Annotated in this window: 25 protein-coding genes; 16 read left to right on the forward strand and 9 right to left on the reverse strand. The window is 49.8% G+C overall.

The window, feature by feature from the left end:
* Nucleotides 1–108: 108 nt before the first annotated feature.
* Nucleotides 109–360: a YciN family protein gene (locus tag ACJHWK_RS16525; protein WP_001031530.1), complete on the reverse strand. Its 252-nt coding sequence runs from the start codon at nt 358–360 to the stop codon at nt 109–111.
* 379 nt (nt 361–739) lie between these two features.
* On the opposite strand from ACJHWK_RS16525, the gene topA reads away from it, so the two are divergent.
* From topA to acnA, 6 genes are all read left to right on the forward strand, one after another.
* Nucleotides 740–3337 carry a type I DNA topoisomerase gene (topA, locus tag ACJHWK_RS16530; protein ID WP_001295576.1) on the forward strand — a complete coding sequence of 866 codons (2598 nt, stop codon included), beginning with the start codon at nt 740–742 and terminating at the stop codon, nt 3335–3337.
* 209 nt (nt 3338–3546) lie between these two features.
* Nucleotides 3547–4521 carry an HTH-type transcriptional regulator CysB gene (cysB, locus tag ACJHWK_RS16535; RefSeq protein WP_000776253.1) on the forward strand — a complete coding sequence of 325 codons (975 nt, stop codon included), beginning with the start codon at nt 3547–3549 and terminating at the stop codon, nt 4519–4521.
* Between the two features lie 318 nt (nt 4522–4839).
* A complete protein-coding gene (locus tag ACJHWK_RS16540; RefSeq protein WP_001300896.1) occupies nt 4840–4980 on the forward strand; it encodes a YmiA family putative membrane protein in 141 nt (46 codons plus the stop codon).
* Nucleotides 4981–4982: 2 nt separating this feature from the next.
* Nucleotides 4983–5150: a protein YciX gene (yciX, locus tag ACJHWK_RS16545; RefSeq protein ID WP_000233043.1), complete on the forward strand. Its 168-nt coding sequence runs from the start codon at nt 4983–4985 to the stop codon at nt 5148–5150.
* Nucleotides 5151–5263: 113 nt separating this feature from the next.
* Complete coding sequence (ymiC, locus tag ACJHWK_RS16550; protein WP_001310756.1) at nt 5264–5359, forward strand: small membrane protein YmiC; 96 nt, start codon at nt 5264–5266, stop codon at nt 5357–5359.
* A gap of 163 nt (nt 5360–5522) precedes the next feature.
* Nucleotides 5523–8198, forward strand: coding sequence for an aconitate hydratase AcnA (gene acnA, locus ACJHWK_RS16555; protein ID WP_001523121.1), 2676 nt, complete (start codon nt 5523–5525; stop codon nt 8196–8198).
* 63 nt (nt 8199–8261) lie between these two features.
* Here the strand turns inward: acnA and ribA are convergent, their stop codons facing one another.
* Entirely contained in the window at nt 8262–8852 is a 591-nt protein-coding gene (gene ribA / locus ACJHWK_RS16560) for a GTP cyclohydrolase II (RefSeq protein ID WP_001176295.1), read from the reverse strand.
* Nucleotides 8853–9021: 169 nt separating this feature from the next.
* Between ribA and pgpB the strand changes: the two genes are divergently transcribed.
* From pgpB to yciH, 5 genes are all read left to right on the forward strand, one after another.
* A complete protein-coding gene (gene pgpB / locus ACJHWK_RS16565; RefSeq protein ID WP_001256550.1) occupies nt 9022–9786 on the forward strand; it encodes a phosphatidylglycerophosphatase B in 765 nt (254 codons plus the stop codon).
* A gap of 148 nt (nt 9787–9934) precedes the next feature.
* Entirely contained in the window at nt 9935–10243 is a 309-nt protein-coding gene (gene lapA / locus ACJHWK_RS16570) for a lipopolysaccharide assembly protein LapA (protein ID WP_000876284.1), read from the forward strand.
* Between the two features lie 6 nt (nt 10244–10249).
* On the forward strand, nt 10250–11419 hold the full coding sequence (gene lapB, locus ACJHWK_RS16575) for a lipopolysaccharide assembly protein LapB (protein ID WP_000891353.1): 1170 nt from the start codon (nt 10250–10252) through the stop codon (nt 11417–11419).
* A 190-nt stretch (nt 11420–11609) separates the two neighbouring features.
* Complete coding sequence (gene pyrF, locus ACJHWK_RS16580; RefSeq protein WP_024166568.1) at nt 11610–12347, forward strand: orotidine-5'-phosphate decarboxylase; 738 nt, start codon at nt 11610–11612, stop codon at nt 12345–12347.
* Nucleotides 12347–12673 (forward strand): stress response translation initiation inhibitor YciH, encoded by a 327-nt coding sequence (gene yciH / locus ACJHWK_RS16585; RefSeq protein WP_001523123.1) that lies wholly within the window; start codon nt 12347–12349, stop codon nt 12671–12673. The genes pyrF and yciH overlap by 1 nt, the downstream gene beginning before the upstream one ends.
* Before the next feature lie 125 nt (nt 12674–12798).
* Here the strand turns inward: yciH and osmB are convergent, their stop codons facing one another.
* The 3 genes from osmB to yciZ all read right to left on the reverse strand — a co-directional run bounded on the left by osmB (nt 12799) and on the right by yciZ (nt 14298).
* The gene (gene osmB / locus ACJHWK_RS16590; RefSeq protein WP_000498253.1) at nt 12799–13017 is read right to left on the reverse strand and encodes an osmotically-inducible lipoprotein OsmB; all 219 of its coding nucleotides are present in this window, start codon (nt 13015–13017) and stop codon (nt 12799–12801) included.
* A gap of 268 nt (nt 13018–13285) precedes the next feature.
* On the reverse strand, nt 13286–14035 hold the full coding sequence (locus ACJHWK_RS16595) for a DNA-binding transcriptional regulator YciT (RefSeq protein WP_001088621.1): 750 nt from the start codon (nt 14033–14035) through the stop codon (nt 13286–13288).
* Between the two features lie 89 nt (nt 14036–14124).
* On the reverse strand, nt 14125–14298 hold the full coding sequence (gene yciZ, locus ACJHWK_RS16600) for a protein YciZ (RefSeq protein WP_001288368.1): 174 nt from the start codon (nt 14296–14298) through the stop codon (nt 14125–14127).
* A gap of 36 nt (nt 14299–14334) precedes the next feature.
* Here yciZ and ymiD point away from each other — a divergent pair, with 36 nt between their 5' ends.
* Nucleotides 14335–14463: a protein YmiD gene (ymiD, locus tag ACJHWK_RS16605; protein WP_023143869.1), complete on the forward strand. Its 129-nt coding sequence runs from the start codon at nt 14335–14337 to the stop codon at nt 14461–14463.
* On the opposite strand, the gene pdeR is transcribed toward ymiD, so the two are convergent.
* Complete coding sequence (pdeR, locus tag ACJHWK_RS16610; RefSeq protein WP_000859966.1) at nt 14445–16430, reverse strand: cyclic di-GMP phosphodiesterase; 1986 nt, start codon at nt 16428–16430, stop codon at nt 14445–14447. The two genes, ymiD and pdeR, sit on opposite strands and share 19 nt — an antisense overlap.
* Before the next feature lie 53 nt (nt 16431–16483).
* Between pdeR and ACJHWK_RS16615 the strand changes: the two genes are divergently transcribed.
* Nucleotides 16484–16588, forward strand: coding sequence for a hypothetical protein (locus ACJHWK_RS16615; RefSeq protein WP_000221855.1), 105 nt, complete (start codon nt 16484–16486; stop codon nt 16586–16588).
* 76 nt (nt 16589–16664) lie between these two features.
* On the opposite strand, the gene rnb is transcribed toward ACJHWK_RS16615, so the two are convergent.
* The 3 genes from rnb to fabI form a co-directional block, all read right to left on the reverse strand.
* Nucleotides 16665–18599, reverse strand: coding sequence for an exoribonuclease II (gene rnb, locus ACJHWK_RS16620; protein ID WP_000484983.1), 1935 nt, complete (start codon nt 18597–18599; stop codon nt 16665–16667).
* A gap of 67 nt (nt 18600–18666) precedes the next feature.
* Complete coding sequence (locus tag ACJHWK_RS16625) at nt 18667–19794, reverse strand: carboxymuconolactone decarboxylase family protein (protein ID WP_170886134.1); 1128 nt, start codon at nt 19792–19794, stop codon at nt 18667–18669.
* 143 nt (nt 19795–19937) lie between these two features.
* A complete protein-coding gene (fabI, locus tag ACJHWK_RS16630) occupies nt 19938–20726 on the reverse strand; it encodes an enoyl-ACP reductase FabI (RefSeq protein WP_000506485.1) in 789 nt (262 codons plus the stop codon).
* Nucleotides 20727–21203: 477 nt separating this feature from the next.
* Between fabI and ACJHWK_RS16635 the strand changes: the two genes are divergently transcribed.
* From ACJHWK_RS16635 to ACJHWK_RS16645, 3 genes are all read left to right on the forward strand, one after another.
* Complete coding sequence (locus ACJHWK_RS16635; protein WP_000202113.1) at nt 21204–21770, forward strand: TetR/AcrR family transcriptional regulator; 567 nt, start codon at nt 21204–21206, stop codon at nt 21768–21770.
* A 148-nt stretch (nt 21771–21918) separates the two neighbouring features.
* Entirely contained in the window at nt 21919–23040 is a 1122-nt protein-coding gene (locus ACJHWK_RS16640; RefSeq protein WP_000873807.1) for an efflux RND transporter periplasmic adaptor subunit, read from the forward strand.
* Nucleotides 23040–26147, forward strand: coding sequence for an efflux RND transporter permease subunit (locus tag ACJHWK_RS16645; protein ID WP_000492814.1), 3108 nt, complete (start codon nt 23040–23042; stop codon nt 26145–26147). Before ACJHWK_RS16640 ends, ACJHWK_RS16645 begins: the two co-directional genes overlap by 1 nt.
* The last annotated feature ends 1 nt before the right edge of the window (nt 26148 follow it).

The raw sequence follows: 26148 nt of genomic DNA on the forward strand, positions 1-26148 counted from the left end.
CGAAGTTGGATGCAAATGTCAGATCGTGTGCGCCTGTTAGGGCGCGGCTGGTAAGAGAGCCTTATAGGCGCATTTGAAAAACCTCCGGCTATGCCGGAGGATATTTATTTAATCAACCAGGTGATATTTTTCTGAAAGCACATGGGCCAGGTGTTTGAACATATTAAACACCGCGGTGCTTTTGGCTGTTGGCAATCCTTGTTCATCTAAAAAGTAGTCGCCGGTAAATACCAGCACGCCATTACGCTGCGTGACGCCGGTGGCTTCAATCCCTGCGAGCGTATCCTCATGCTCACGAATGATTTTGTTGGCCTCTTTCAACAGCGTCTCGCGGTCGATGGGTTGTGTCTCTTTGTTCATTATTTACTCCTTAAACAAGGACATTAGTCTACGCCAGGCATGGCTTGCAGACAAATATACCACGCTGGTGGCAAGAGCGCCTTACTGGCAACTTTGGATTTTGCATGCTAATAAAGTTGCGTATCGGATTTTATCAGGTACAGTGTGACGCTTTCGTCAATCTGGCAATAGATTTGCTTGACATTCGACCAAAATTCCGTCGTGCTATAGCGCCTGTAGGCCAAGACCTGTTAACTCAGTCACCTGAATTTTCGTGAACAGAGTCACGACAAGGGGTTGATATCCGCAGAGAGCGAGTCCATATCGGTAACTCGTTGCCAGTGGAAGGTTTATCAACGTGCGACGCATTCCTGGAAGAATCAAATTAGGTAAGGTGAATATGGGTAAAGCTCTTGTCATCGTTGAGTCCCCGGCAAAAGCCAAAACGATCAACAAGTATCTGGGTAGTGACTACGTGGTGAAATCCAGCGTCGGTCACATCCGCGATTTGCCGACCAGTGGCTCAGCTGCCAAAAAGAGTGCCGACTCTACCTCCACCAAGACGGCTAAAAAGCCTAAAAAGGATGAACGTGGCGCTCTCGTCAACCGTATGGGGGTTGACCCGTGGCACAATTGGGAGGCGCACTATGAAGTGTTGCCTGGTAAAGAGAAGGTCGTCTCTGAACTGAAACAACTGGCTGAAAAAGCCGACCACATCTATCTCGCAACCGACCTTGACCGCGAAGGGGAAGCCATTGCATGGCACCTGCGGGAAGTGATTGGTGGTGATGATGCGCGCTATAGCCGAGTGGTGTTTAACGAAATTACTAAAAACGCGATCCGCCAGGCATTTAACAAACCGGGTGAGCTGAATATTGATCGTGTTAATGCCCAGCAGGCGCGCCGCTTTATGGACCGCGTGGTGGGGTATATGGTTTCGCCGCTGCTATGGAAAAAGATCGCTCGTGGTCTGTCTGCCGGTCGTGTGCAGTCGGTGGCGGTTCGCCTGGTGGTCGAGCGTGAGCGTGAAATTAAAGCGTTCGTGCCGGAAGAGTTCTGGGAAGTCGATGCCAGCACGACCACGCCATCTGGTGAAGCGTTGGCGTTACAGGTCACTCATCAGAACGACAAACCGTTCCGTCCGGTCAACAAAGAACAAACTCAGGCTGCGGTAAGTCTGCTGGAAAAAGCGCGCTACAGCGTGCTGGAACGTGAAGACAAACCGACAACCAGTAAACCTGGCGCTCCTTTTATTACCTCTACGCTGCAACAAGCTGCCAGCACCCGTCTTGGATTTGGCGTGAAAAAAACCATGATGATGGCTCAGCGTTTGTATGAAGCAGGCTATATCACTTACATGCGTACCGACTCCACTAACCTGAGTCAGGACGCGGTAAATATGGTTCGCGGTTATATCAGCGATAATTTTGGTAAGAAATATCTGCCGGAAAGTCCGAATCAGTACGCCAGCAAAGAAAACTCACAGGAAGCGCACGAAGCGATTCGTCCTTCTGACGTCAATGTGATGGCGGAATCGCTGAAGGATATGGAAGCAGATGCGCAGAAACTGTACCAGTTAATCTGGCGTCAGTTCGTTGCCTGCCAGATGACTCCAGCGAAATATGACTCCACGACACTGACCGTTGGTGCGGGCGATTTCCGCCTGAAAGCACGCGGTCGTATTTTGCGCTTTGATGGCTGGACAAAAGTGATGCCTGCACTGCGTAAAGGCGATGAAGATCGTATCTTACCGGCAGTCGATAAAGGTGATGCTTTGACGCTCGTTGAACTGACACCAGCCCAGCACTTTACCAAGCCGCCAGCGCGTTTCAGTGAAGCATCGTTGGTTAAAGAGCTGGAAAAACGCGGCATCGGTCGTCCGTCTACCTATGCGTCGATCATTTCGACCATTCAGGATCGTGGCTATGTGCGAGTAGAAAATCGTCGTTTCTACGCGGAAAAAATGGGTGAAATTGTCACCGATCGCCTTGAAGAAAATTTCCGTGAGTTAATGAACTACGACTTCACCGCACAGATGGAAAACAGCCTCGACCAGGTGGCAAATCACGAAGCAGAGTGGAAAGCTGTACTGGATCACTTCTTCTCGGATTTCACCCAGCAGTTAGATAAAGCTGAAAAAGATCCGGAAGAGGGGGGGATGCGCCCGAACCAGATGGTTCTGACCAGCATTGACTGCCCGACTTGTGGTCGCAAAATGGGGATTCGCACAGCGAGCACCGGGGTATTCCTTGGCTGTTCTGGCTATGCGCTGCCGCCGAAAGAGCGTTGCAAAACCACCATTAACCTGGTGCCGGAAAACGAAGTGCTGAACGTGCTGGAAGGCGAAGACGCTGAAACCAACGCGCTGCGCGCAAAACGTCGTTGCCCGAAATGCGGCACGGCGATGGACAGCTATCTCATCGATCCGAAACGTAAGTTGCATGTCTGTGGTAATAACCCAACCTGCGACGGTTACGAGATCGAAGAGGGCGAATTCCGCATTAAAGGTTATGACGGCCCGATCGTTGAGTGTGAAAAATGTGGCTCTGAAATGCACCTGAAAATGGGGCGTTTCGGTAAATACATGGCCTGCACCAACGAAGAGTGTAAAAACACACGTAAGATTTTACGTAACGGCGAAGTGGCACCGCCGAAAGAAGATCCGGTGCCATTACCTGAGCTGCCGTGCGAAAAATCAGATGCTTATTTCGTGCTGCGTGACGGTGCTGCCGGTGTGTTCCTGGCGGCCAATACCTTCCCGAAATCGCGTGAAACACGTGCGCCACTGGTGGAAGAGCTTTATCGCTTCCGCGACCGTCTGCCGGAAAAACTGCGTTATCTGGCCGATGCGCCACAGCAGGATCCGGAAGGTAATAAGACCATGGTTCGCTTTAGCCGTAAAACCAAACAGCAATATGTCTCTTCGGAAAAAGACGGAAAGGCGACTGGCTGGTCAGCATTTTATGTTGATGGCAAATGGGTTGAAGGGAAAAAATAACCTTTAATTCTGTCAGGTTTTTATAAACAAAGGGTCGCGAAAGCGGCCCTTTTTTATTGCATATTATTTTTTCTTCACACCTATACACTAAGGCTATAAATGATATAGTGGTTATAGTTAGCACCTTTTTTATTATTAAATCGTATTAGTCACCCGCCAGGTGTGACGAAAAAACGATGTTCTGATGGCGTCTAAGTGGATGGTTTAACATGAAATTACAACAACTTCGCTATATTGTTGAGGTGGTCAATCATAACCTGAATGTCTCATCAACGGCGGAAGGACTTTACACATCACAACCCGGGATCAGTAAACAAGTCAGAATGCTGGAAGACGAGCTAGGCATTCAAATTTTTTCCCGAAGCGGCAAGCACCTGACGCAGGTAACGCCAGCAGGACAAGAAATAATTCGTATCGCTCGTGAAGTCCTGTCGAAAGTCGATGCCATAAAATCGGTTGCCGGAGAGCACACCTGGCCGGATAAAGGCTCGCTGTATATCGCCACCACGCATACCCAGGCACGCTATGCGTTACCAAACGTCATCAAAGGCTTTATTGAGCGTTATCCCCGCGTTTCTTTGCATATGCACCAGGGCTCGCCGACACAAATTGCTGATGCTGTCTCTAAAGGCAATGCCGATTTCGCTATCGCCACAGAAGCGCTGCATCTGTATGAAGATTTAGTGATGTTACCGTGCTACCACTGGAATCGGGCTATTGTAGTCACTCCGGATCACCCGCTGGCAGGCAAAAAAGCCATTACCATTGAAGAACTGGCGCAATATCCGTTGGTGACATATACCTTCGGCTTTACCGGACGTTCAGAATTGGATACTGCCTTTAACCGCGCAGGGTTAACGCCGCGTATCGTCTTCACGGCAACGGATGCTGACGTCATTAAAACTTACGTCCGGTTGGGGCTGGGGGTAGGGGTCATTGCCAGCATGGCGGTGGATCCGGTCGCCGATCCCGACCTTGTGCGTGTTGATGCTCACGATATCTTCAGCCACAGTACAACCAAAATTGGTTTTCGCCGTAGTACTTTTTTGCGCAGTTATATGTATGATTTCATTCAGCGTTTTGCACCGCATTTAACGCGTGATGTCGTTGATGCGGCTGTCGCATTGCGCTCCAATGAAGAAATTGAGGTCATGTTTAAAGATATAAAACTGCCGGAAAAATAATTTCTTGCGTTATTTTCGGCACCTTTTATGTAGCGAAGGTGCCGGAATATATTCTCTTTTGTTACTTATTTGTATACCGTGCACAATATTTTTATCCCTCATATTTATAGGGTAAATTACCTGTAAAGTAGTGTCTAATTACCCGCCTCGCAAATTCCAGTTTTCAAATATCTATTTCAGGTCAAAAGATTGAATTATTCACTGGAGACGATTCGTAAATTCGCTGGATTTTTGACTAAAGTTTCTTTAGGATTTGTCTCATCGTATGATTAATTACACCAATCGTTCAACGTCTTGCTGATAAGTGATGGCGATTATATGAGGTTAGCAATGCCTTCTGGAAATCAGGAACCCCGCCGGGACCCTGAATTAAAACGCAAAGCCTGGCTGGCGGTATTTCTTGGTTCTGCTCTTTTCTGGGTGGTTGTCGCACTGCTGATTTGGAAAGTGTGGGGATAACTATGGTCGGTCAGGAGCAACTGGAGTCGTCACCATTATGTCAGCATAGTGATAATGAACCAGAAACGAAACGGGAATGTTCCGTCGTTATTCCAGACGACTGGCAACTAACATCGCAGCAGCAAGCCTTTATAGAACTGTTTGCTGAAGATGATCAGCCGAAACAATAATTATCATCATTCTTATTACCCATTTTTAATGAATTAAATGGCTTTTAATACACCGCAGCAATAACAGGTTGAGTTATCTCAACACAAAGTAATAACCGTTAAGGGTGTAGCCTATGATCAACACAAATATGAAATATTGGTCCTGGATGGGCGCATTTTCTCTGTCGATGCTCTTCTGGGCCGAACTCCTCTGGATCATTACTCACTGATCCCTGACCCCGCTGCGGCGGGGTTTTCATTTGTTTTGCCACAAGCTTTCTCCTCTTTTATCAATTTGGGTTGTTATCAAATCGTTACGCGATGTTTGTGTTATCTTTAATATTCACCCTGAAGAGAATCAGGGCTTCGCAACCCTGTCATTAAGGAGGAGCTATGTCGTCAACCCTACGAGAAGCCAGTAAGGACACGTTGCAGGCCAAAGATAAAACTTACCACTACTACAGCCTGCCGCTTGCTGCCAAATCACTGGGCGATATCACCCGTTTGCCTAAGTCACTCAAAGTTTTGCTCGAAAACCTGCTGCGCTGGCAGGATGGTAACTCGGTTACCGAAGAGGATATCTACGCGCTGGCGGGATGGCTGAAAAATGCCCATGCTGACCGTGAAATTGCCTACCGCCCGGCAAGGGTGCTGATGCAGGACTTTACCGGCGTACCTGCCGTTGTTGATCTGGCGGCAATGCGCGAAGCGGTTAAACGCCTCGGCGGCGATACTGCAAAGGTTAACCCGCTCTCACCGGTCGACCTGGTTATTGACCACTCGGTGACCGTCGATCGTTTTGGTGATGATGAGGCATTTGAAGAAAACGTACGCCTGGAAATGGAGCGCAACCACGAACGTTATGTGTTCCTGAAATGGGGAAAGCAAGCGTTCAGTCGGTTTAGCGTCGTGCCGCCAGGCACAGGCATTTGCCATCAGGTTAACCTCGAATATCTCGGCAAAGCAGTGTGGAGCGAATTGCAGGACGGTGAATGGATTGCTTATCCGGATACACTCGTTGGTACTGACTCGCACACCACCATGATCAACGGCCTTGGCGTGCTGGGGTGGGGCGTTGGTGGCATCGAAGCCGAAGCCGCAATGTTAGGCCAGCCGGTTTCCATGCTTATCCCGGACGTAGTGGGCTTTAAACTCACCGGAAAATTACGTGAAGGTATTACCGCCACAGACCTGGTTCTCACCGTTACCCAAATGCTGCGCAAACATGGTGTGGTGGGGAAATTCGTCGAATTTTATGGTGATGGGCTGGATTCACTACCGCTGGCGGATCGCGCCACCATTGCCAATATGTCGCCAGAATATGGTGCCACCTGTGGCTTCTTCCCAATCGATGCTGTCACCCTCGATTACATGCGTTTAAGCGGGCGCAGCGAAGATCAGGTCGAGTTGGTCGAAAAATACGCCAAAGCGCAGGGCATGTGGCGTAACCCGGGCGATGAACCGATTTTTACCAGTACGTTAGAACTGGATATGAATGACGTTGAAGCGAGCCTGGCAGGGCCAAAACGCCCACAGGATCGCGTTGCACTGCCCGATGTACCAAAAGCATTTGCCGCCAGTAACGAACTGGAAGTAAATGCCACGCATAAAGATCGCCAGCCGGTCGATTATGTTATGAACGGACATCAGTATCAGTTACCTGATGGCGCGGTGGTCATTGCTGCGATAACGTCGTGCACCAACACCTCTAACCCAAGTGTGCTGATGGCCGCAGGTTTGCTGGCGAAAAAAGCTGTAACACTGGGCCTCAAGCGGCAACCGTGGGTCAAAGCGTCGCTGGCACCGGGTTCGAAAGTCGTTTCTGATTATCTGGCAAAAGCGAAATTGACACCGTATCTCGATGAACTGGGGTTTAACCTTGTGGGATATGGTTGTACCACCTGTATTGGTAACTCTGGGCCGCTGCCCGATCCTATCGAAACGGCAATCAAAAAAGGCGATTTAACCGTCGGTGCAGTGCTGTCCGGCAACCGTAACTTTGAAGGCCGTATCCATCCGCTGGTTAAAACCAACTGGCTGGCCTCGCCGCCGCTGGTGGTTGCCTATGCGCTGGCGGGAAATATGAATATCAACCTCGCATCTGAGCCTATCGGCCATGATCGCAAAGGCGATCCGGTATATCTGAAAGATATCTGGCCATCGGCACAAGAAATTGCCCGTGCGGTAGAACAAGTCTCCACAGAAATGTTCCGTAAAGAGTACGCAGAAGTTTTTGAAGGCACAGCAGAGTGGAAGGAAATTAACGTCGCACGATCCGATACCTACGGTTGGCAGGAAGATTCAACCTATATTCGCTTATCGCCTTTCTTTGATGAAATGCAGGCAACACCAGCACCAGTGGAAGATATTCACGGTGCGCGGATCCTCGCAATGCTGGGGGATTCAGTCACCACTGACCATATCTCTCCGGCGGGCAGTATTAAGCCCGACAGCCCGGCGGGTCGATATCTACAAGGTCGGGGTGTTGAGCGAAAAGACTTTAACTCCTACGGTTCGCGGCGTGGTAACCATGAAGTGATGATGCGCGGCACCTTCGCCAATATTCGCATCCGTAATGAAATGGTGCCTGGCGTTGAAGGGGGGATGACGCGGCATTTACCTGACAGCGACGTAGTCTCTATTTATGATGCTGCGATGCGCTATAAGCAGGAGCAAACGCCGCTGGCGGTGATTGCCGGGAAAGAGTATGGATCAGGCTCCAGCCGTGACTGGGCGGCAAAAGGTCCTCGTCTGCTTGGCATTCGTGTGGTGATTGCCGAATCGTTTGAACGAATTCACCGTTCGAATTTAATTGGCATGGGCATCCTGCCGCTGGAATTTCCGCAAGGCGTGACGCGTAAAACGTTAGGGCTAATCGGGGAAGAGAAGATTGATATTGTCGATCTGCAAAGTCTACAACCCGGCGCGACGGTTCCGGTGACGTTTACGCGCGCGGATGGTAGCCAGGAAGTCGTACCCTGCCGTTGTCGTATCGACACCGCGACGGAGTTGACCTACTACCAGAACGACGGCATTTTGCATTATGTCATTCGTAATATGTTGAAGTAACGAGTATTTGCTTGCCGGTTATTTTGCTTCCGGCAAGCAAATGAATTACACAATGCAAGAGGGTTATTTGTTCAGCAAATGACCCATTTTCTCGGCTTTGGTATCGAGATAATGTTCGTTATTGGGGTTACGACCTACAATCAACGGTACGCGTTCAACAATATTAATCCCTGCTTCGGTCAGAATTTCGACTTTTTTCGGGTTATTGGTTAACAAGCGGACTTCATTGACGCCAAGGAGTTTGAACATATCAGCGCAAAGAGTGAAGTCGCGCTCATCAGCGGCGAAGCCTAACTGGTGGTTAGCCTCTACGGTATCGTAACCTTGATCCTGCAGTGCATAAGCGCGGATTTTATTCAGCAGACCAATGTTACGACCTTCCTGACGGTGATACAGCAAAATACCACGGCCTTCTTCGGCAATTTGCGTCAGTGCCGCTTCGAGCTGGAAGCCACAATCGCAGCGCAAGCTGAACAGGGCGTCACCGGTCAGACATTCGGAATGGACGCGCGCAAGTACCGGGGTATGCCCGGATATATCGCCATAGACTAGCGCGACATGATCGTGTCCGGTTGCCAGTTCTTCAAATCCCACCATCAGGAAATCGCCCCATGGGGTTGGCAGTTTGGCTTCTGCCACACGTTTAAGCTGCATGAATTTCTCCAGATAATGCTGGTTCTGTATTGGCTTATTTTGCCATAACGAGAAGGGGTTCACCTAATCACGACGCGTCGATCGTTCACGGAATGGCACAAATCTGTCAATTTTTCCTGGAACTGGCATTTTCAGTTATGATTGTGGGACTTATCAAAAAGGAGAGGCCATGCGTTCGATTGCCAGACGTACCGCAGTGGGAGCTGCACTATTGCTTGTTATGCCAGTAGCCGTATGGATTTCTGGCTGGCGTTGGCAACCTGGAGAACAAAGTTGGCTACTAAAAGCGGCTTTTTGGGTTACTGAAACCGTCACCCAGCCCTGGGGCGTCATTACACATTTGATTTTATTCGGTTGGTTTCTCTGGTGTCTGCGTTTTCGCATTAAGGCTGCCATTATGTTATTTGCCATTCTGGCGGCGGCAATTCTTGTGGGACAAGGCGTTAAATCCTGGATCAAAGACAAAGTCCAGGAACCGCGACCTTTTGTTATCTGGCTGGAAAAAACACATCATATTCCGGTTGATGAGTTCTACACTTTAAAGCGAGCAGAACGCGGAAATCTAGTGAAAGAACAGTTGGCTGAAGAGAAAAACATCCCACAATATTTGCGTTCACACTGGCAGAAAGAGACGGGGTTTGCCTTTCCTTCCGGTCACACGATGTTTGCTGCCAGTTGGGCACTGCTGGCCGTTGGTTTGCTGTGGCCGCGTCGGCGAACGCTAACCATTGCTATCTTGTTGGTCTGGGCAACGGGAGTCATGGGAAGCCGCCTGCTGCTCGGGATGCATTGGCCACGCGATCTGGTGGTAGCTACGTTGATTTCGTGGGCGCTGGTGGCGGTGGCAACGTGGCTTGCGCAACGAATTTGTGGGCCATTAACACCACCTGCGGAAGAAAATCGCGAAATTGCACAACGAGAACAAGAAAGTTAACGCTGGTTGATTTTCCGAATTTAGCCCTTAAATCATCAACAATGCGCGTGGATGCCATTTCGCAGACGGCGCGAAAATGGTACTTTAAAGGGCTATTGCGGTAAGTTGACCATAATTTATTCGCTCTAACCACATAACGGGAAGTAATGTGAAATATTTACTCATTTTCTTACTGGTGTTAGCGATCTTCGTGATTTCGGTCACGTTAGGTGCGCAGAACGATCAACAGGTGACGTTTAATTATCTGTTAGCGCAAGGGGAGTACCGTATTTCCACATTGCTGGCGGTATTGTTTGCTGCGGGGTTTGCTATCGGTTGGCTGATTTGCGGTCTGTTCTGGCTGCGAGTTCGTGTTTCCCTGGCGCGCGCTGAACGTAAAATAAAGCGACTGGAAAACCAGCTTTCACCCGCGACTGACGTGGCTGTAGCGCCGCATTCGTCAGCGGCGAAGGAATAACTTTCTATGCTGGAGTTGTTGTTTCTGCTTTTGCCTGTAGCCGCTGCCTATGGCTGGTATATGGGCCGCAGAAGTGCGCAACAAAACAAGCAAGATGAAGCCAACCGCTTGTCGCGTGATTACGTAGCGGGGGTTAACTTCCTGCTTAGTAATCAACAGGATAAAGCGGTAGACCTGTTTCTCGATATGCTTAAAGAGGATACGGGTACCGTTGAAGCCCACCTTACGCTCGGAAACCTGTTCCGTTCGCGTGGCGAAGTTGATCGCGCTATTCGCATCCATCAGACCCTAATGGAAAGCGCCTCGCTGACCTATGAACAGCGTCTGTTGGCGATTCAACAATTGGGGCGTGATTACATGGCCGCCGGGTTATACGACCGCGCGGAAGACATGTTCAATCAGCTGACCGATGAAACTGACTTCCGCATTGGCGCGCTGCAACAGTTGCTACAAATCTACCAGGCTACCAGCGAGTGGCAGAAAGCAATTGATGTTGCCGAACGCCTGGTGAAGCTGGGTAAAGATAAACAGCGCGTCGAAATTGCCCATTTCTACTGTGAGTTAGCCCTGCAGCATATGGCCAGCGACGATCTCGATCGTGCCATGACCTTGCTAAAAAAAGGGGCTGCGGCAGATAAAAATAGCGCCCGCGTATCCATCATGATGGGACGCGTGTTTATGGCGAAAGGAGAATACGCCAAAGCCGTCGAAAGTTTGCAACGCGTGATATCCCAGGACAGAGAACTGGTCAGCGAAACGCTGGAAATGTTGCAAACCTGCTATCAGCAGTTGGGTAAAACTGCCGAATGGGCAGAATTCCTGCAGCGCGCGGTGGAAGAGAACACCGGTGCCGATGCTGAATTGATGCTTGCGGATATTATCGAAGCGCGCGACGGTAGTGAGGCCGCACAGGTCTATATTACGCGTCAGCTTCAGCGTCATCCGACCATGCGTGTGTTCCATAAGCTAATGGATTACCACTTAAATGAAGCGGAAGAAGGGCGTGCCAAAGAGAGTCTGATGGTGCTGCGTGACATGGTTGGCGAGAAGGTGCGTAGTAAGCCTCGTTATCGCTGCCAGAAATGTGGTTTTACCGCATACACCCTCTACTGGCATTGTCCGTCTTGTCGGGCCTGGTCAACCATTAAACCGATTCGCGGTCTTGATGGCCTGTAATTTTTAAAAAAATCCGACTTTAGTTACAACATACTAATAATTAATGTTCATTGTGCTCCGGTAACTCAGGCGCAGAAAAGCCTGCCATGGGAGAAATCGCAACTGTTAATTTTTTATTTCCACGGGTAGAATGCTCGCCGTTTACCTGTTTCGCGCCACTTCCGGTGCCCATCATCAAGAAGGTCTGGTCATGACGTTAACTGCTTCATCTTCTTCCCGCGCTGTTACGAATTCTCCTGTGGTTGTTGCCCTTGATTATCATAATCGTGATGACGCGCTGGCCTTTGTCGACAAGATCGACCCACGCGATTGTCGTCTGAAGGTCGGCAAAGAGATGTTTACATTGTTTGGGCCACAGTTTGTGCGCGAACTTCAACAGCGTGGTTTTGATATCTTTCTTGACCTGAAATTCCACGATATTCCCAACACTGCAGCGCACGCTGTCGCTGCTGCAGCTGACTTAGGCGTGTGGATGGTGAATGTTCACGCCTCCGGTGGGGCGCGTATGATGACCGCAGCGCGTGAGGCACTGGTTCCGTTTGGCAAAGATGCACCGCTTTTGATTGCGGTGACAGTATTGACCAGCATGGAAGCCAGCGACCTGGCCGATCTTGGCGTGACACTGTCACCTGCAGATTATGCAGAACGTCTGGCGGCACTGACGCAAAAATGTGGCCTTGATGGTGTGGTGTGTTCTGCTCAGGAAGCTGTGCGCTTTAAACAGGTATTCGGTCAGGAGTTCAAACTGGTTACACCGGGCATTCGTCCGCAGGGGAGTGAAGCAGGTGACCAGCGCCGCATTATGACGCCAGAACAGGCGTTGGCGGCTGGTGTTGATTATATGGTGATTGGTCGCCCGGTAACGCAATCGGTAGATCCAGCGCAGACGCTGAAAGCGATCAACGCCTCTTTACAGCGGAGTGCATGATGAGTGATTCCAACAGCCGTCTGGTCTACTCAACGGAAACCGGACGTATTGATGAGCCAAAAGCGGCCCCTGTACGCCCTAAAGGCGACGGTGTGGTGCGTATTCATCGTCAGACCAGTGGACGTAAAGGTAAGGGCGTTTGCCTGATTACCGGTGTCGATCTCGATGATGCCGAACTGACGAAACTGGCAGCGGAACTGAAGAAAAAATGCGGCTGCGGCGGAGCAGTTAAAGATGGAATTATTGAAATCCAGGGCGATAAGCGTGATTTATTAAAATCACTGCTTGAAGCGAAAGGGATGAAGGTAAAACTCGCAGGCGGCTAACATAAAAAGCCACGGATATATCCGTGGCTTTCGAATATTTTACTGTGTGTATTATTCAGTTATTTCGTACTGAACAGAATCAAGCGTATTATAATTGCGAGTCGATAATCGACATTTATTTACGATTATTTACCGACCTGGTGACCAATAACACCACCGACAGCTGCGCCACCTAATGTACCCAACGTACTGCCATCGGTCAGTACTGCACCGCCTAATGCCCCTGCACCCGCGCCGATTGCGGTGTTGCGATCCCGTTTAGACCAGTTAGAACAGGCACTCAGAGACATTGCCAGGGTAATTGCCAGAACAGCCGCGGTCATTTTTTTGCTCGTTACAAACATAATACTCTCTCCTGAATTTATGATTCACGGAAGTAAGCTCACTATAACTATAATAGCTAAGAATAAGCCTGGTGAAATTATTCCGTGAAATCCGCTCGCGCGCAGGGTTATATCACGCAGGTGATAATGACTTCCTGTTATATCGCTGATAATAATTTTATATCTTGAGAGTGTTAATAACAGGTAAATAGTCTTAATTATCAACCAGGAATCATCTTAGAGCGGATGATTTGCAAAACAGCAAATCATCCGTAGAGAAGGGAAATGGTTAAATGTCAACGACGTGAACGGTGAGTTTACTGTGCTCAAGATGCATCAGATCGCTGGCGCGTATTTTCGAATCGGTAATCACGCGATTGAATCGCTCAACGGGGCCGATGGAGTATGAATGTACAGCACCAAATTTCGAGCTGTCAGTCAGGACTATCGCTTCGCACTCTTTTTCCAGCACGGCATTGACCACATCGGTACGCATCATATCGCGACCGGTAAACCCAGTTTCAGGTTGCCAGCCATCAATACCAATAAATGCTTTGCTGAAATGCACCTGTTGGATGCACTGGCGTGTCAAAGGACCAACCATACTTTCGCTTTTTTTCTGGTACACGCCACCGAGCAAAATAACTTCACAAGGCGCGTCTTTCAGCAAATGCGCGATGTAGCTGCTGACCGTGATGATAGTGACATTTTTCTTCTGCTCGCCCAGAGTCCGGGCGAGCAGGGCATTGCTGCTGCCATTTTCGATAAAGATGGTTTCGCCCGGTTGAACCAGTGACGCGGCAAACTCGGCGAGTTCACGCTTCAGCGTATAGTTGCTCATCATACGAGTTTCGACGTCATCACTATCAAGCGATACTGCAAAGCCATGTGCACGGCGGAGGTAACTCAGTTTTTCGAGGGTGTTGAGATCCTGGCGAATGGTAACTTCAGAAACTCCAGTGGCTTTTGCCAGATCGGTTACGCTAACCTGACCCTGGTCAATGACCATCTGTAGAATTGTTTGTTGTCGGGAATTCATCGCTGTAATTCTTATAACGTTATAATACTAAATAAAAAAATACTGACGCGCCGGGCATCCTCAAATAGGAAAACCTGAAGGCACGATTGTTAAATCTCCCACGGTGCCTTCGGGATGTCTGGCGTAGATTCAGCAACCTGGCGCAAGAGTTCTGCTTTAAGTATCTCGAGATTATGGATCGCAGAGTGGTAATCGCCTGCCACAAGGATATCTAACACAATATCAATACGTTCGGCAACGCGCTGGGCATCAAATTCAGACATCAAGGACATCCTTATAGCAAAAGTGGAAAAGGAATAATGCAAAAATTGCCGCTAAAAGAGAAGTGTTTAACAGCAACGGCTAATTATCATCCAGTAATACGATATATAATGACGGAATATATCGCTAAGTATATATATTCATCTACTTATGCGCGCTTCAGATAGCGTTTATACCAACGTTCGAAGGCGACGGCGGGCATCGGTTTGGCAAACAAAAATCCTTGCCGCTCATTGATCCCGTTCTTGGTTAAAAAAGCATCTTCCTTTTTACTCTCCACACCTTCAGCGATCACCTGAAGATTCAATGCCTGGGCCACAGCGACGATCGCCCGGACTAGCGACTGCGATACAGGTTGTTTGTGAATATCTCGAACAAAAACCTGGTCAAGTTTAATCGCATCGATCGGAAAGCGCGCCAGTTGCGAAAGTGAAGAGTAGCCGGTACCAAAATCGTCCAGATGCACTTGCGCACCTAGTTGGCTAAATTGTTGAATAACAGAAAGTGCCAGTTCATCATTCTCAATCAGGCAGCTCTCCGTCAGTTCAACATCAATAGGGCAGTATTCAAAATTGAGTTCCTGGAGAACCTGTTTCAGGGCGGTGAAAATGGTTTGATCGGCGAGCTGACGTGCAGAAATGTTTACCGCCACTCGCAGGTTAATACCTTTATCCCGCCACTTTGCCACCTGGCGTACGACATCGAGAATCACCCAACGGCCTAAAGGCACAATGAGCCCTGACTCTTCGGCGTAGGAAATGAAGTCCAACGGTGGAATCAACCCACGTTCAGGTGACTGCCAACGTACTAGAGCTTCCAGACTGCGCACTTCGCCACGCCAGGTGATTTTCGGTTGATAGTGAATAACCAACTGATCGTTTTCCAGTGCTTTACGCAAGTTGGTATCCAGCCAGAGATATTCAAATACCCGCTGATTCATTTCTGGAGTAAAAACGCAAAATTGTCCTCGTCCGCCTTCCTTCGCTGTGTACATTGCTGTGTCGGCGTGACGAATAATAGCCGCGCTGTCCGAACCATGTTCGGGAGAGAGTGAAATACCCACTGAACAGCTGGTATAAACTTCAATTAAACCAATGCGGAAGGGGAGTCGTAAGCGAGTCAAAATTCGTGATGCCATTGCTTCCAGCGCGCTTTGTGAGGTATTGGATGCCAGTACCAGAAACTCATCGCCACCTGGACGCGCCAAAACCTGGTCATGCTCCAGACAGCTTAAAATGGCCAATGACACGTCGCGTAATAGCTGGTCACCAAACAAATGCCCATAGGCGTCGTTGACCTTTTTAAAATTATCCAAATCAAGATACACAACCCCAACTTTATTGTTATCTGCCTGATTAATAGCGTGATCGATTAACTCCTGCATTGCGTTACGATTCGGCAGTCCGGTGATACTGTCGGTATTTGCCAGAATGCGCAGTCGCTCCTGAGCGCGGCGCTCTTCGGTAATGTCGGTGCCGGAACAGATTAAAAAAATCTCGTTTTTGCCACTGCCGCTGTGGACAAATTTATTGCGAAACAGAAACAGCCGCTGGCCTTTACGTGTTGGTATCCACAGTTCGACTTCATATGCATTGCCGCTTCGAAAAAATACACGGTTATTGCGCCTGGATGCCGCAGCTTCACGACGGCTCATAAACAGTTTAAACACGCTTTGCCCAATGACGTCGTGTTCTTTCAACCCTGTGTAATCTTCACATAACCGATTGAAGCGCTGGATATTCCCCCGACTGTCGAGAATCACTATTGCGGAATGTGCTTCAGAAACTACCTGCTCAGCAAAGGAAAGCCCGTGTGATAAATCACGAGCAACCGCCGGTGTGTCATGCCATGCCGACGCGTTGCCAGCCCATTCCCGTTTATTGATTTTTCGTCCTACCAGATGCACAGAAAGATCGCTTTCATCGACGGTCAGACTCATCATCAGACTGGAAGTGATGACTGTCATTTCCCTGATGCGAGCAGCCTGTTCGGCAGATAACTGCAACGTACGTTCAGGTTCTGTGGTTTCGGTTGTAGAAAAGCGCAAAACATCGCTGCTTTCCGTTAACCGCCAGTATGGATTGTGCGATCCGAGAAAGTTGTACAACGTTGTGGACTCCCTAACGGTTTTCATGATGCATATCCTCCGGTTAACAGCGGAGTCCGCGGTTAAATAAAAGGAACAACATGACTTACATGAAATTAACGGCGGCTAAACGCATTGTTTTTTTTATATATTTATTTGTAATCCAGTTTTGGAAAAACGCCAGTTTTCAAACGAAAGTCAGTTAAAAATCTGCCGGGATATGACGAAGGTGGAGCGGGGAAATAAACGGCCCATTCATGAGGAATGGGCCGTGAAAGGAGATTACGCGACCGGGCGCGCAATAATGCTGCGGGTTTCCATGCGGACTTCGGCAATGGTGACGTCAATAACGTCAGTCACTTTGTAAGCCGTTTCACCTTTAATTTGTACAGTGCCGTTTTCCTGGCTGCAAACCAGTTCATCGCGCACAGCGTGTAAGAAAGGTGCCGGAATAAAGGCGATAGCGCCGTTATCAACCAAACGCACACGCATGCCGCCACGGCTGATATCGACAATTTCCGCCGCGAAACGGGTGTCGGTCCCGGCTTTGTCTTTCAGGAAGCGTGCGTATAACCAGTCGCCAACATCACGTTCTGCCATTCGGTTGAGACGGCGACGCTCGGCCATTTGGACAGTGATTTCATCCTGCGGACGCGTCGCAGTTTCGCCTTTGATAACCGCTTTCAGCAGACGGTGGTTGATCATGTCGCCATATTTACGGATCGGCGAAGTCCAGGTGGCGTATGCCTCCAGACCGAGGCCAAAGTGAGGACCGGGTTCAGTGCTAATTTCAGCAAATGACTGGAAGCGACGAATGCGGCTGTCGAGGAAACCAGTTGGTTGCGCATCCAGTTCACGACGCAGTTTGCAGAAACCGTCCAGCGTGAGCACTTCTTCGGCATCGACATGCAGACCGTGGGTTTTCAGCAACGCTGCCAGCGCGTCGGCATTCGCCGGATCAAAGCCCATATGCACGTTATAGATGCCAAAACCGAGCTTATCGCGCAGTACGCGGGCCGCACAAATGTTAGCGGCAATCATCGCTTCTTCGACGATACGATTGGCAATGCGACGAGGCTCGGCGACGATATCCAGCACTTCACCTTTTTCACCGAGAATAAAGCGGTAATCCGGGCGATCTTTAAATACCAGTGCGTGGTTATGACGCCACTCGCCGCGGCGTTGGCAAATTTGCGCTAACAAACGGACTTGTTCGGCAATTGCTTCACTTTCAGGCTGCCAGTCACCGGTATTTTCCAGCCAGTCAGAGACCTGGTCATACACCAGCTTCGCTTTGGATTCGATGGTGGCGGCAAAGAATTCGATATTATCTTCAATGGTGCCATCAGCGGAGAGCGTCATGCGGCATGCCAGTACCGGGCGGACTTCATTGGCGCGCAGTGAGCAGAGATCGTCAGAAAGCTCGCGAGGAAGCATAGGGATGTTGAAGCCAGGCAGATAGTTGGTGAATGCGCGAATTTTCGCGGCTTTGTCCAGCTTGCTGCCTTCAGCAATCCACGCGGTTGGATCGGCAATCGCCACAATCAGCTGAAGTTTGTCATCCGGCAACGCCTTAGCGAAAAGGGCGTCATCCATATCTTCTGTGCTGGCACTGTCGATGGTGACAAAATCCAGCGCGGTCAGATCTTCACGAACCAGACCTTCATCGAGCATTTCGGTAGCGACGCCGTCTGGTGCTTCTTTTTCCAGATTATGGCGCGCAAGGGTAACCCACCACGGTACAAAGTGGTCGTCACCAAAAGTGATGTATTGTGTTAGTTCAGCATAGAAAGAACGATCGCCTTTCAGCGGATGACGGCGCATTTCGGCAACCGCCCAGTCGCCTTCTTTAAACTCGTGGTTCAGGCCACGGGCTGCGCGGCAAGGAATGGCGTCTTTTAAGAGTGGATGATCAGGAACGATGGCCAGACGGTCATTTTTGCCCTGAACTTTACCCACGAAACGAGTCAGAAACGGTTCAACCAGTTCTTCTGGCTCTGCGGATTCACGTTCTTTTTCACTGTGGATAACCGCGATAATTCGGTCGCCATGCATGACTTTTTTCATCTGCGGCGGCGGAATGAAATAACTTTTTTGCGCGTCGACTTCCAGGAAGCCAAAGCCTTTTTCTGTGGCTTTTACCACCCCTTCAGCGCGTGGCGTCTGGGAATGCAGTTGCTGTTTAAGCTGCGCTAGCAGCGGGTTGTCCTGAAACATAATTGTCTATTTTGGTGGCCATTAGAGCGGCTGACAGTTTTACGCGAATCTGTCTGACGCGGCAAGGTTAATATGTCTCACCCAACGCGATTTTTAAGCGATTTATCCAGCCACACAGCCCGCTCCATACCAGCAGATTAATAATCTGCGTTGATGATTTTTCGTGTTCGAGTAATGGGCTGAACTGGGCGGCGCTAAAGCGATCGGGTGCTCGGGTCAGCCATTGTATCGCCTGAACGGTAGCGCGCTCAACAGAATGACGGTCAGCCCATTGGTTAATTTCATTTTCGCCCTTGCGCAGAAGGGCGCTGATTTTTTTATATTCATTTGATGAATCCATACAGATGGCAAAACAAGCAGGACTGCCATTTATCCGCGCGCATAACAACGCCGCAAGCTGATTATCCGGCTGTGTATTGACCCGTGTGCTGTTTAGCAACTTTTCGAGAAGGGAAAGTGAAATAGGGTGGAGAGAGAGTGTTTCGGCCAGTTGGCAAAGTTCTGCAGTTGAACTTTTTGTGTGCTCTTCAGGTAGTTTTTCCACCTCATAGCTGCTTCGCCAGCGTATTGACTCATCAGCAAACAGTGACGCGTCGGCATAGTTTTGTATCTCCAGACCGGGTAACCAGCGTACCGGATGCCCGAGATAAGCCTGAAATGTCGCAATGGTCCGCGCCTGAAAGCCAATAAAACCAATGATTTGATTAATGATCACACAGTCCCAGACAGTAAGACCGACGTCATTCAGATGCTGGCGCGATCGGTTGTCGATAATAGAAGGCGAGCTAGCCAGTTGGCGGGCATATTGCGTGATTTGTGCTAACCGATGATTACTTTCCCTGGAGGAATCAGGCCCGGGGAGCGGCGTAAGTCGCGCCGAATAGTAGTTACATAACCGCTGGACGCCGCAAACCTGAGCAACCGTCAGGGCCGTCGACAAGCGTTCATAAGCGGTGAAGGTCTGTGAACGGCTCACGGTAAGCTGGTCAGGGAACAACTCCACTGCAAGAACGCGCGCAGGGACCAGCCATGAAAGGAAGGGGGCCAGCGTTTCTTCATCAAGGATCACGTCGAGCAGAAAGGGATCGCTGACCTTTGCGGCTTCCGGGACCAGAGGCAGAACGTCATATTCCGCAGTACTGGATTGCGTTTCATGATACCAGTGGCTTTTGCCGGTGATGTGGCGTTGTTCCATGGGCGCTCCTTGGTCGTAAAGGAAATCGTTATCCTGACGCAAGGCGGGAAGGGGAGAAAGACGGATCGGCGATAACAAATATCAGAAAGGTATAACAGAGATAACGGGCGGCAGAACGCCGCCCGTCTTGACCAACAGAACGATTATTTCAGTTCGAGTTCGTTCATTGCAGCGATGCTGAAACCGCCGTCAACGTGGACCACTTCACCGGAGATACCGGCAGAGAGATCGGAGCACAGGAATGCCGCAGAGTTACCCACATCTTCAATGGTAACGGTACGGCGAATCGGGGTAACGGCTTCGCAATGAGCCAGCATTTTGCGGAAGTCTTTGATACCGGAAGCCGCCAGAGTACGGATCGGACCCGCAGAGATGGCGTTAACACGCACACCTTCCGGACCCATCGCGTTCGCCATATAGCGCACGTTTGCTTCCAGAGACGCTTTTGCCAGACCCATAACGTTGTAGTTCGGGATAGCGCGCTCAGCGCCAAGGTAGGAAAGGGTCAGCAGGGCAGAACCCGGATTCAGCATGGAGCGGCAAGCTTTTGCCATTGCAACGAAGCTGTAGGAGCTGATGTCGTGAGCAATTTTGAAGCCTTCACGGGTAACGGCGTTAACATAGTCACCATCCAGCTGATCGCCAGGTGCAAAACCAATAGAGTGTACGAAACCGTCAAATTTCGGCCAAACTTTCGCCAGTTCAGCGAACATGGTGTCGATGCTGGCATCTTCGGCAACATCGCACTGCAGAACGATGTCAGAACCCAATTGAGCTGCAAATTCTTCTACGCGGCCTTTCAGTTTGTCGTTCTGGTAGGTGAATGCCAGTTCAGCTCCTTCGCGGTGCATCGCCTGAGCGATACCGTAGGCGATGGACAGTTTGCTGGCAACACCGGTTACCAGAATGCGCTTACCGGAAAGAAAACCCATAGCTTTAATCCTTATTGTTGATGCTTGTTGTGCCTGAAAATCAGGCGATTCGTCGTTTTAGTAAACAGTACGAACAGATAAACGGTTATTATAATCAACCTGGCTGTGGGTGGCTATAGTTGCGCTTTCTGTACCGGAGAGAAGCTGCGGTACAGAGCATTTTGCGTTATCTACTCTTGACGCCTGCAAGGGGTAGGTTGGGGGAATATCTTATAGAATCTGACTATGAAACTATTCGTATTAGCTCCGATAAGTTTGATGATGAAAACAGAACTGGCGACAACAAGTAGCAGCCTTTCTGATGAATTGACCCCAACTTAATATTGTCAACTATCTTCACATAATCTCCACAATCTCTTCATTATCAGAATATGCACCATGAATAAGATAAAAATACTTTCCATTACTTTGGAGAAACGTATAATCAGCAAAAATGAGAACGATCATTCTCACCAAGTGATAGGCCAGGAGACAGAAATGACCAGCAAGCTGGAGATACGCCACAAACAGCGTCAGGATGAAATCATTAACGCCGCCCGTCGGTGTTTTCGTCGCTGCGGGTTTCATGCCGCCAGTATGTCGCAAATTGCCAGCGAAGCTCAGCTTAGCGTGGGTCAGATATATCGTTACTTCGCCAACAAAGACGCCATTATTGAAGAGATGGTTCGCCGTATCATCGACTTTCGTATTGCCCAAATGGACATTGACGCGCGTACCGATCACTTCCCGGAAGTCCTTGCCTTGCGTAAATCCTTAAATGAGGACGACGACGCGCTGATGCTGGAAGTGGCTGCAGAAGCCACACGCAACCCGCGGGTTATGGCAATGCTTGAAGAAGCTGACGCCAGAATGTTCGCTAACGGTTGTGCACATATGAAAAGAATGCATCCCCATCTTAGCGACGAGCACATTCGTTGCTGCGTTGAAGTGTTTGCTACCATGATGGAAGGTACGGTTTATCGTCGTTTAACACCGCAAAAAAGCGATCCACAACATCTGCAGGAAATATATCAGGATATTGTTAGTATGTTGATAAATAAATAAGAACAGAATTAACCAATAGCGGGGGATATTAATCCCCCTTATTTCATTGCGAAATTCATTTCGCGATGCGGGTTCGTTATAACTGAATATCCCTGACATATCCTCATTAATTTTAATGAGGAGGGTATTTCTCACCCTGGAGAAAATAATGAAGTATATAGCAACATCTGTAGTGGCAATGCTGCTCTTATCTGGTTGTGATAATACGCAAAGTAACAATTCATCCCCGTCAGAAACAGAAGTCGGCGTTGTTACAGTCAAATCTCAACCGGTCTCGGTAGTCAGTGAATTAACCGGACGCATCAGTGCTGCGCTCAGTGCCGAAGTACGTCCGCAGGTTGGGGGAATTATCCAGAAACGCTTATTTAAGGAAGGTGATCTGGTCAAGGCTGGACAGCCGCTCTACCAGATTGATGCGGCCAGTTATCAGGCTGCATGGAATGAAGCTCGGGCAGCATTACAACAAGCACAGGCACTGGTAAAAGCCGATTGCCAGAAAGCGCAGCGTTATGCCCGACTGGTGAAAGAGAACGGTGTTTCACAACAGGATGCTGATGATGCTCAGTCTACCTGTGCACAAGATAAAGCCAGTGTAGAGGCGAAAAAAGCCGCACTGGAAACTGCGCGCATTAATCTTGACTGGACCACGGTAACCGCACCGATTTCAGGGCGCATTGGCATTTCGTCGGTAACCCCTGGCGCACTGGTGACCGCGTCGCAAGATACAGCGTTAACGACTATTCGTGGTCTGGATACAATGTATGTCGACCTCACTCGCTCCAGTGTCGATTTATTACGTCTGCGTAAACAGTCACTGGCGACCAACAGTGACACCATGAGCGTCTCACTTATTCTGGAAGATGGCACAACCTACAGCGAAAAAGGGCGTCTGGAACTCACCGAAGTCGCTGTAGATGAGTCTACCGGTTCGGTGACATTACGGGCGATTTTCCCCAATCCACAACAGCAGTTATTACCGGGAATGTTTGTTCGCGCTCGTGTCGATGAAGGCGTGATGGAAGACGCTATTCTCGCGCCGCAACAGGGCGTCACGCGCGATGCTAAAGGCAATGCAACTGCGCTGGTGGTGAATAAAGACAATAAAGTAGAGCAGCGAACGCTCGAAACGGGAGAAACGTATGGTGATAAATGGCTGGTGCTGAACGGCCTGCACAACGGCGACCGACTGATTGTTGAAGGTTCTGCCAAAGTCACTTCAGGGCAGACCGTCAAGGCTGTTGAAGTTCAGGCTAATGGAGGCAACGCCTGATGTTTTCGCGCTTTTTTGTTCGCCGCCCGGTCTTTGCCTGGGTTATCGCCATTTTGATTATGTTGGCGGGGATTCTGGCTATTCGCACATTGCCCGTCGCGCAATATCCTGACGTTGCGCCACCGACCATTAAAATTTCAGCCACTTATACTGGTGCTTCTGCCGAAACGCTGGAGAACAGCGTGACTCAGGTTATCGAGCAACAACTCACTGGGCTTGATAATTTACTCTATTTCAGCTCAACCAGCAGCTCTGATGGTTCGGTCAGTATTAATGTGACCTTTGAACAAGGTACCGATCCAGATACTGCACAGGTTCAGGTGCAGAATAAAATTCAGCAGGCGGAGTCGCGCCTACCCAGCGAAGTGCAGCAAACGGGTGTTACGGTGGAGAAATCACAAAGCAACTTTTTGCTGATTGCTGCCGTGTATGACACCACTGACAAAGCCTCCAGTTCGGATATCGCCGACTGGTTGGTTAGTAACGTTCAGGACCCGCTGGCGCGTGTTGAAGGTGTGGGGAGTCTGCAAGTCTTTGGCGCGGAATACGCTATGCGCATCTGGCTTGACCCGGCCAAACTGGCGTCTTACTCGCTAATGCCTTCAGACGTGCAAAGTGCTATTGAAGCGCAAAACGTGCAGGTTACTGCCGGGAAAATAGGGGCATTGCCTTCACCGAATACTCAGCAACTGACCGCAACGGTACGTGCGCAGTCTCGCTTGCAGACGGTGGATCAGTTCAAAAATATTATCGTGAAAAGCCAGTCAGACGGCGCAGTTGTTCGTATAAAAGATGTGGCTCGCGTTGAGATGGGCAGTGAAGATTATACCGCTATCGGCAAACTTAACGGTCACCCGTCTGCCGGGGTTGCTGTAATGCTTTCGCCCGGTGCGAATGCGCTGAATACGGCGACGCTGGTCAAGGATAAGATTGCCGAATTCCAGCGGAACATGCCGCAGGGATACGACATCGCATACCCGAAAGACAGCACTGAATTTATTAAAATCTCTGTAGAGGACGTAATTCAGACGCTGTTTGAAGCCATCGTATTGGTGGTTTGCGTGATGTATTTATTCCTGCAAAACCTGCGTGCCACACTGATTCCGGCGTTAGCTGTCCCCGTCGTTTTGCTGGGCACATTCGGCGTTCTTGCGTTGTTTGGCTATTCGATTAATACCCTGACGTTGTTTGCAATGGTGCTGGCGATCGGCTTGCTGGTGGACGATGCCATTGTGGTGGTGGAGAACGTCGAACGCATTATGCGTGACGAAGGGTTGCCCGCGCGTGAAGCCACGGAAAAATCAATGGGCGAGATTTCTGGCGCACTGGTTGCCATTGCGCTGGTGTTGTCAGCCGTATTCCTGCCTATGGCCTTCTTTGGGGGATCTACGGGGGTAATTTATCGTCAGTTTTCGATAACCATTATCTCCGCAATGCTGCTTTCCGTGGTAGTGGCATTGACCTTGACTCCCGCCCTGTGCGGTTCCGTCCTCCAGCATGTTCCGCCACATAAAAAAGGCTTTTTCGGCGCATTTAACCGCTTTTACCGCCGTACTGAAGATAAATATCAGCGAGGCGTAATTTATGTCCTGCGCCGTGCAGCCCGAACGATGGGGCTTTATGTCGTGCTGGGTGGTGGAATGGCCCTGATGATGTGGAAACTGCCGGGCAGTTTCTTACCCACTGAAGACCAGGGCGAAATCATGGTGCAGTACACGCTGCCGGCTGGGGCGACCGCTGCCCGTACAGCAGAAGTGAATCGCCAGATTGTTGACTGGTTCCTGATTAACGAGAAAGCAAATACCGATGTCATCTTTACCGTTGATGGTTTCAGTTTTAGCGGTAGCGGACAGAACACCGGGATGGCGTTTGTTTCGTTGAAAAACTGGTCTCAACGTAAAGGGGCAGAAAACACCGCCCAGGCTATCGCCCTACGGGCAACCAAAGAGCTGGGCACAATTCGTGATGCCACGGTATTTGCGATGACGCCGCCAGCCGTTGATGGGCTGGGGCAAAGCAATGGTTTTACGTTTGAATTGTTAGCTAACGGTGGAACCGATCGCGAAACACTACTGCAAATGCGTAATCAGTTGATAGAAAAAGCGAATCAAAGTCCGGAGTTACATTCTGTGCGTGCCAATGATTTGCCACAAATGCCGCAATTGCAGGTAGATATTGATAGTAATAAAGCGGTGTCATTAGGGTTGAGTTTGAATGATGTCACCGACACCCTGTCCAGTGCGTGGGGCGGTACTTATGTGAATGACTTTATTGACCGTGGTCGTGTGAAAAAAGTCTACATTCAGGGCGACAGTGAATTTCGTTCCGCGCCGTCAGACTTAGGTAAATGGTTTGTGCGCGGTAGCGATAACGCCATGACACCATTCTCTGCTTTTGCGACCACCCGCTGGCTGTATGGACCGGAAAGACTGGTGCGCTACAACGGCTCGGCAGCCTATGAAATTCAGGGCGAAAACGCGACTGGCTTTAGTTCCGGCGATGCAATGACAAAAATGGAGGAACTGGCAAACAGTCTTCCTGCGGGAACAACATGGGCCTGGAGTGGTTTGTCATTGCAGGAGAAACTGGCCAGCGGTCAGGCATTAAGTCTGTATGCAGTTTCTATTTTGGTGGTTTTCCTCTGCCTTGCAGCACTGTACGAAAGCTGGTCAGTCCCGTTCTCGGTCATTCTGGTGATCCCTCTGGGGCTTCTTGGCGCGGCGCTGGCGGCCTGGATGCGTGATTTAAACAACGACGTTTACTTCCAGGTAGCGCTATTAACTACTATCGGCTTGTCGTCGAAAAACGCCATTCTGATTGTGGAATTTGCTGAAGCGGCGGTTGCAGAGGGCTATTCCTTGAGTCGTGCGGCATTACGCGCGGCGCAGACTCGTTTACGCCCAATCATCATGACCTCGCTGGCGTTTATTGCGGGGGTAATGCCGCTGGCGATAGCAACCGGCGCAGGGGCGAACAGCCGCATCGCCATTGGTACGGGCATTATTGGCGGCACGCTGACCGCTACATTACTGGCCATTTTCTTCGTTCCTCTGTTTTTTGTACTGGTGAAACGTTTGTTTGCCGGTAAACCGCGCCGTCAGGAGTAAG

Origin of the sequence: Escherichia sp. WS547, assembly GCF_046486065.1 — a bacterium.
Classification (GTDB): Bacteria; Pseudomonadota; Gammaproteobacteria; order Enterobacterales; family Enterobacteriaceae; genus Escherichia; species Escherichia coli.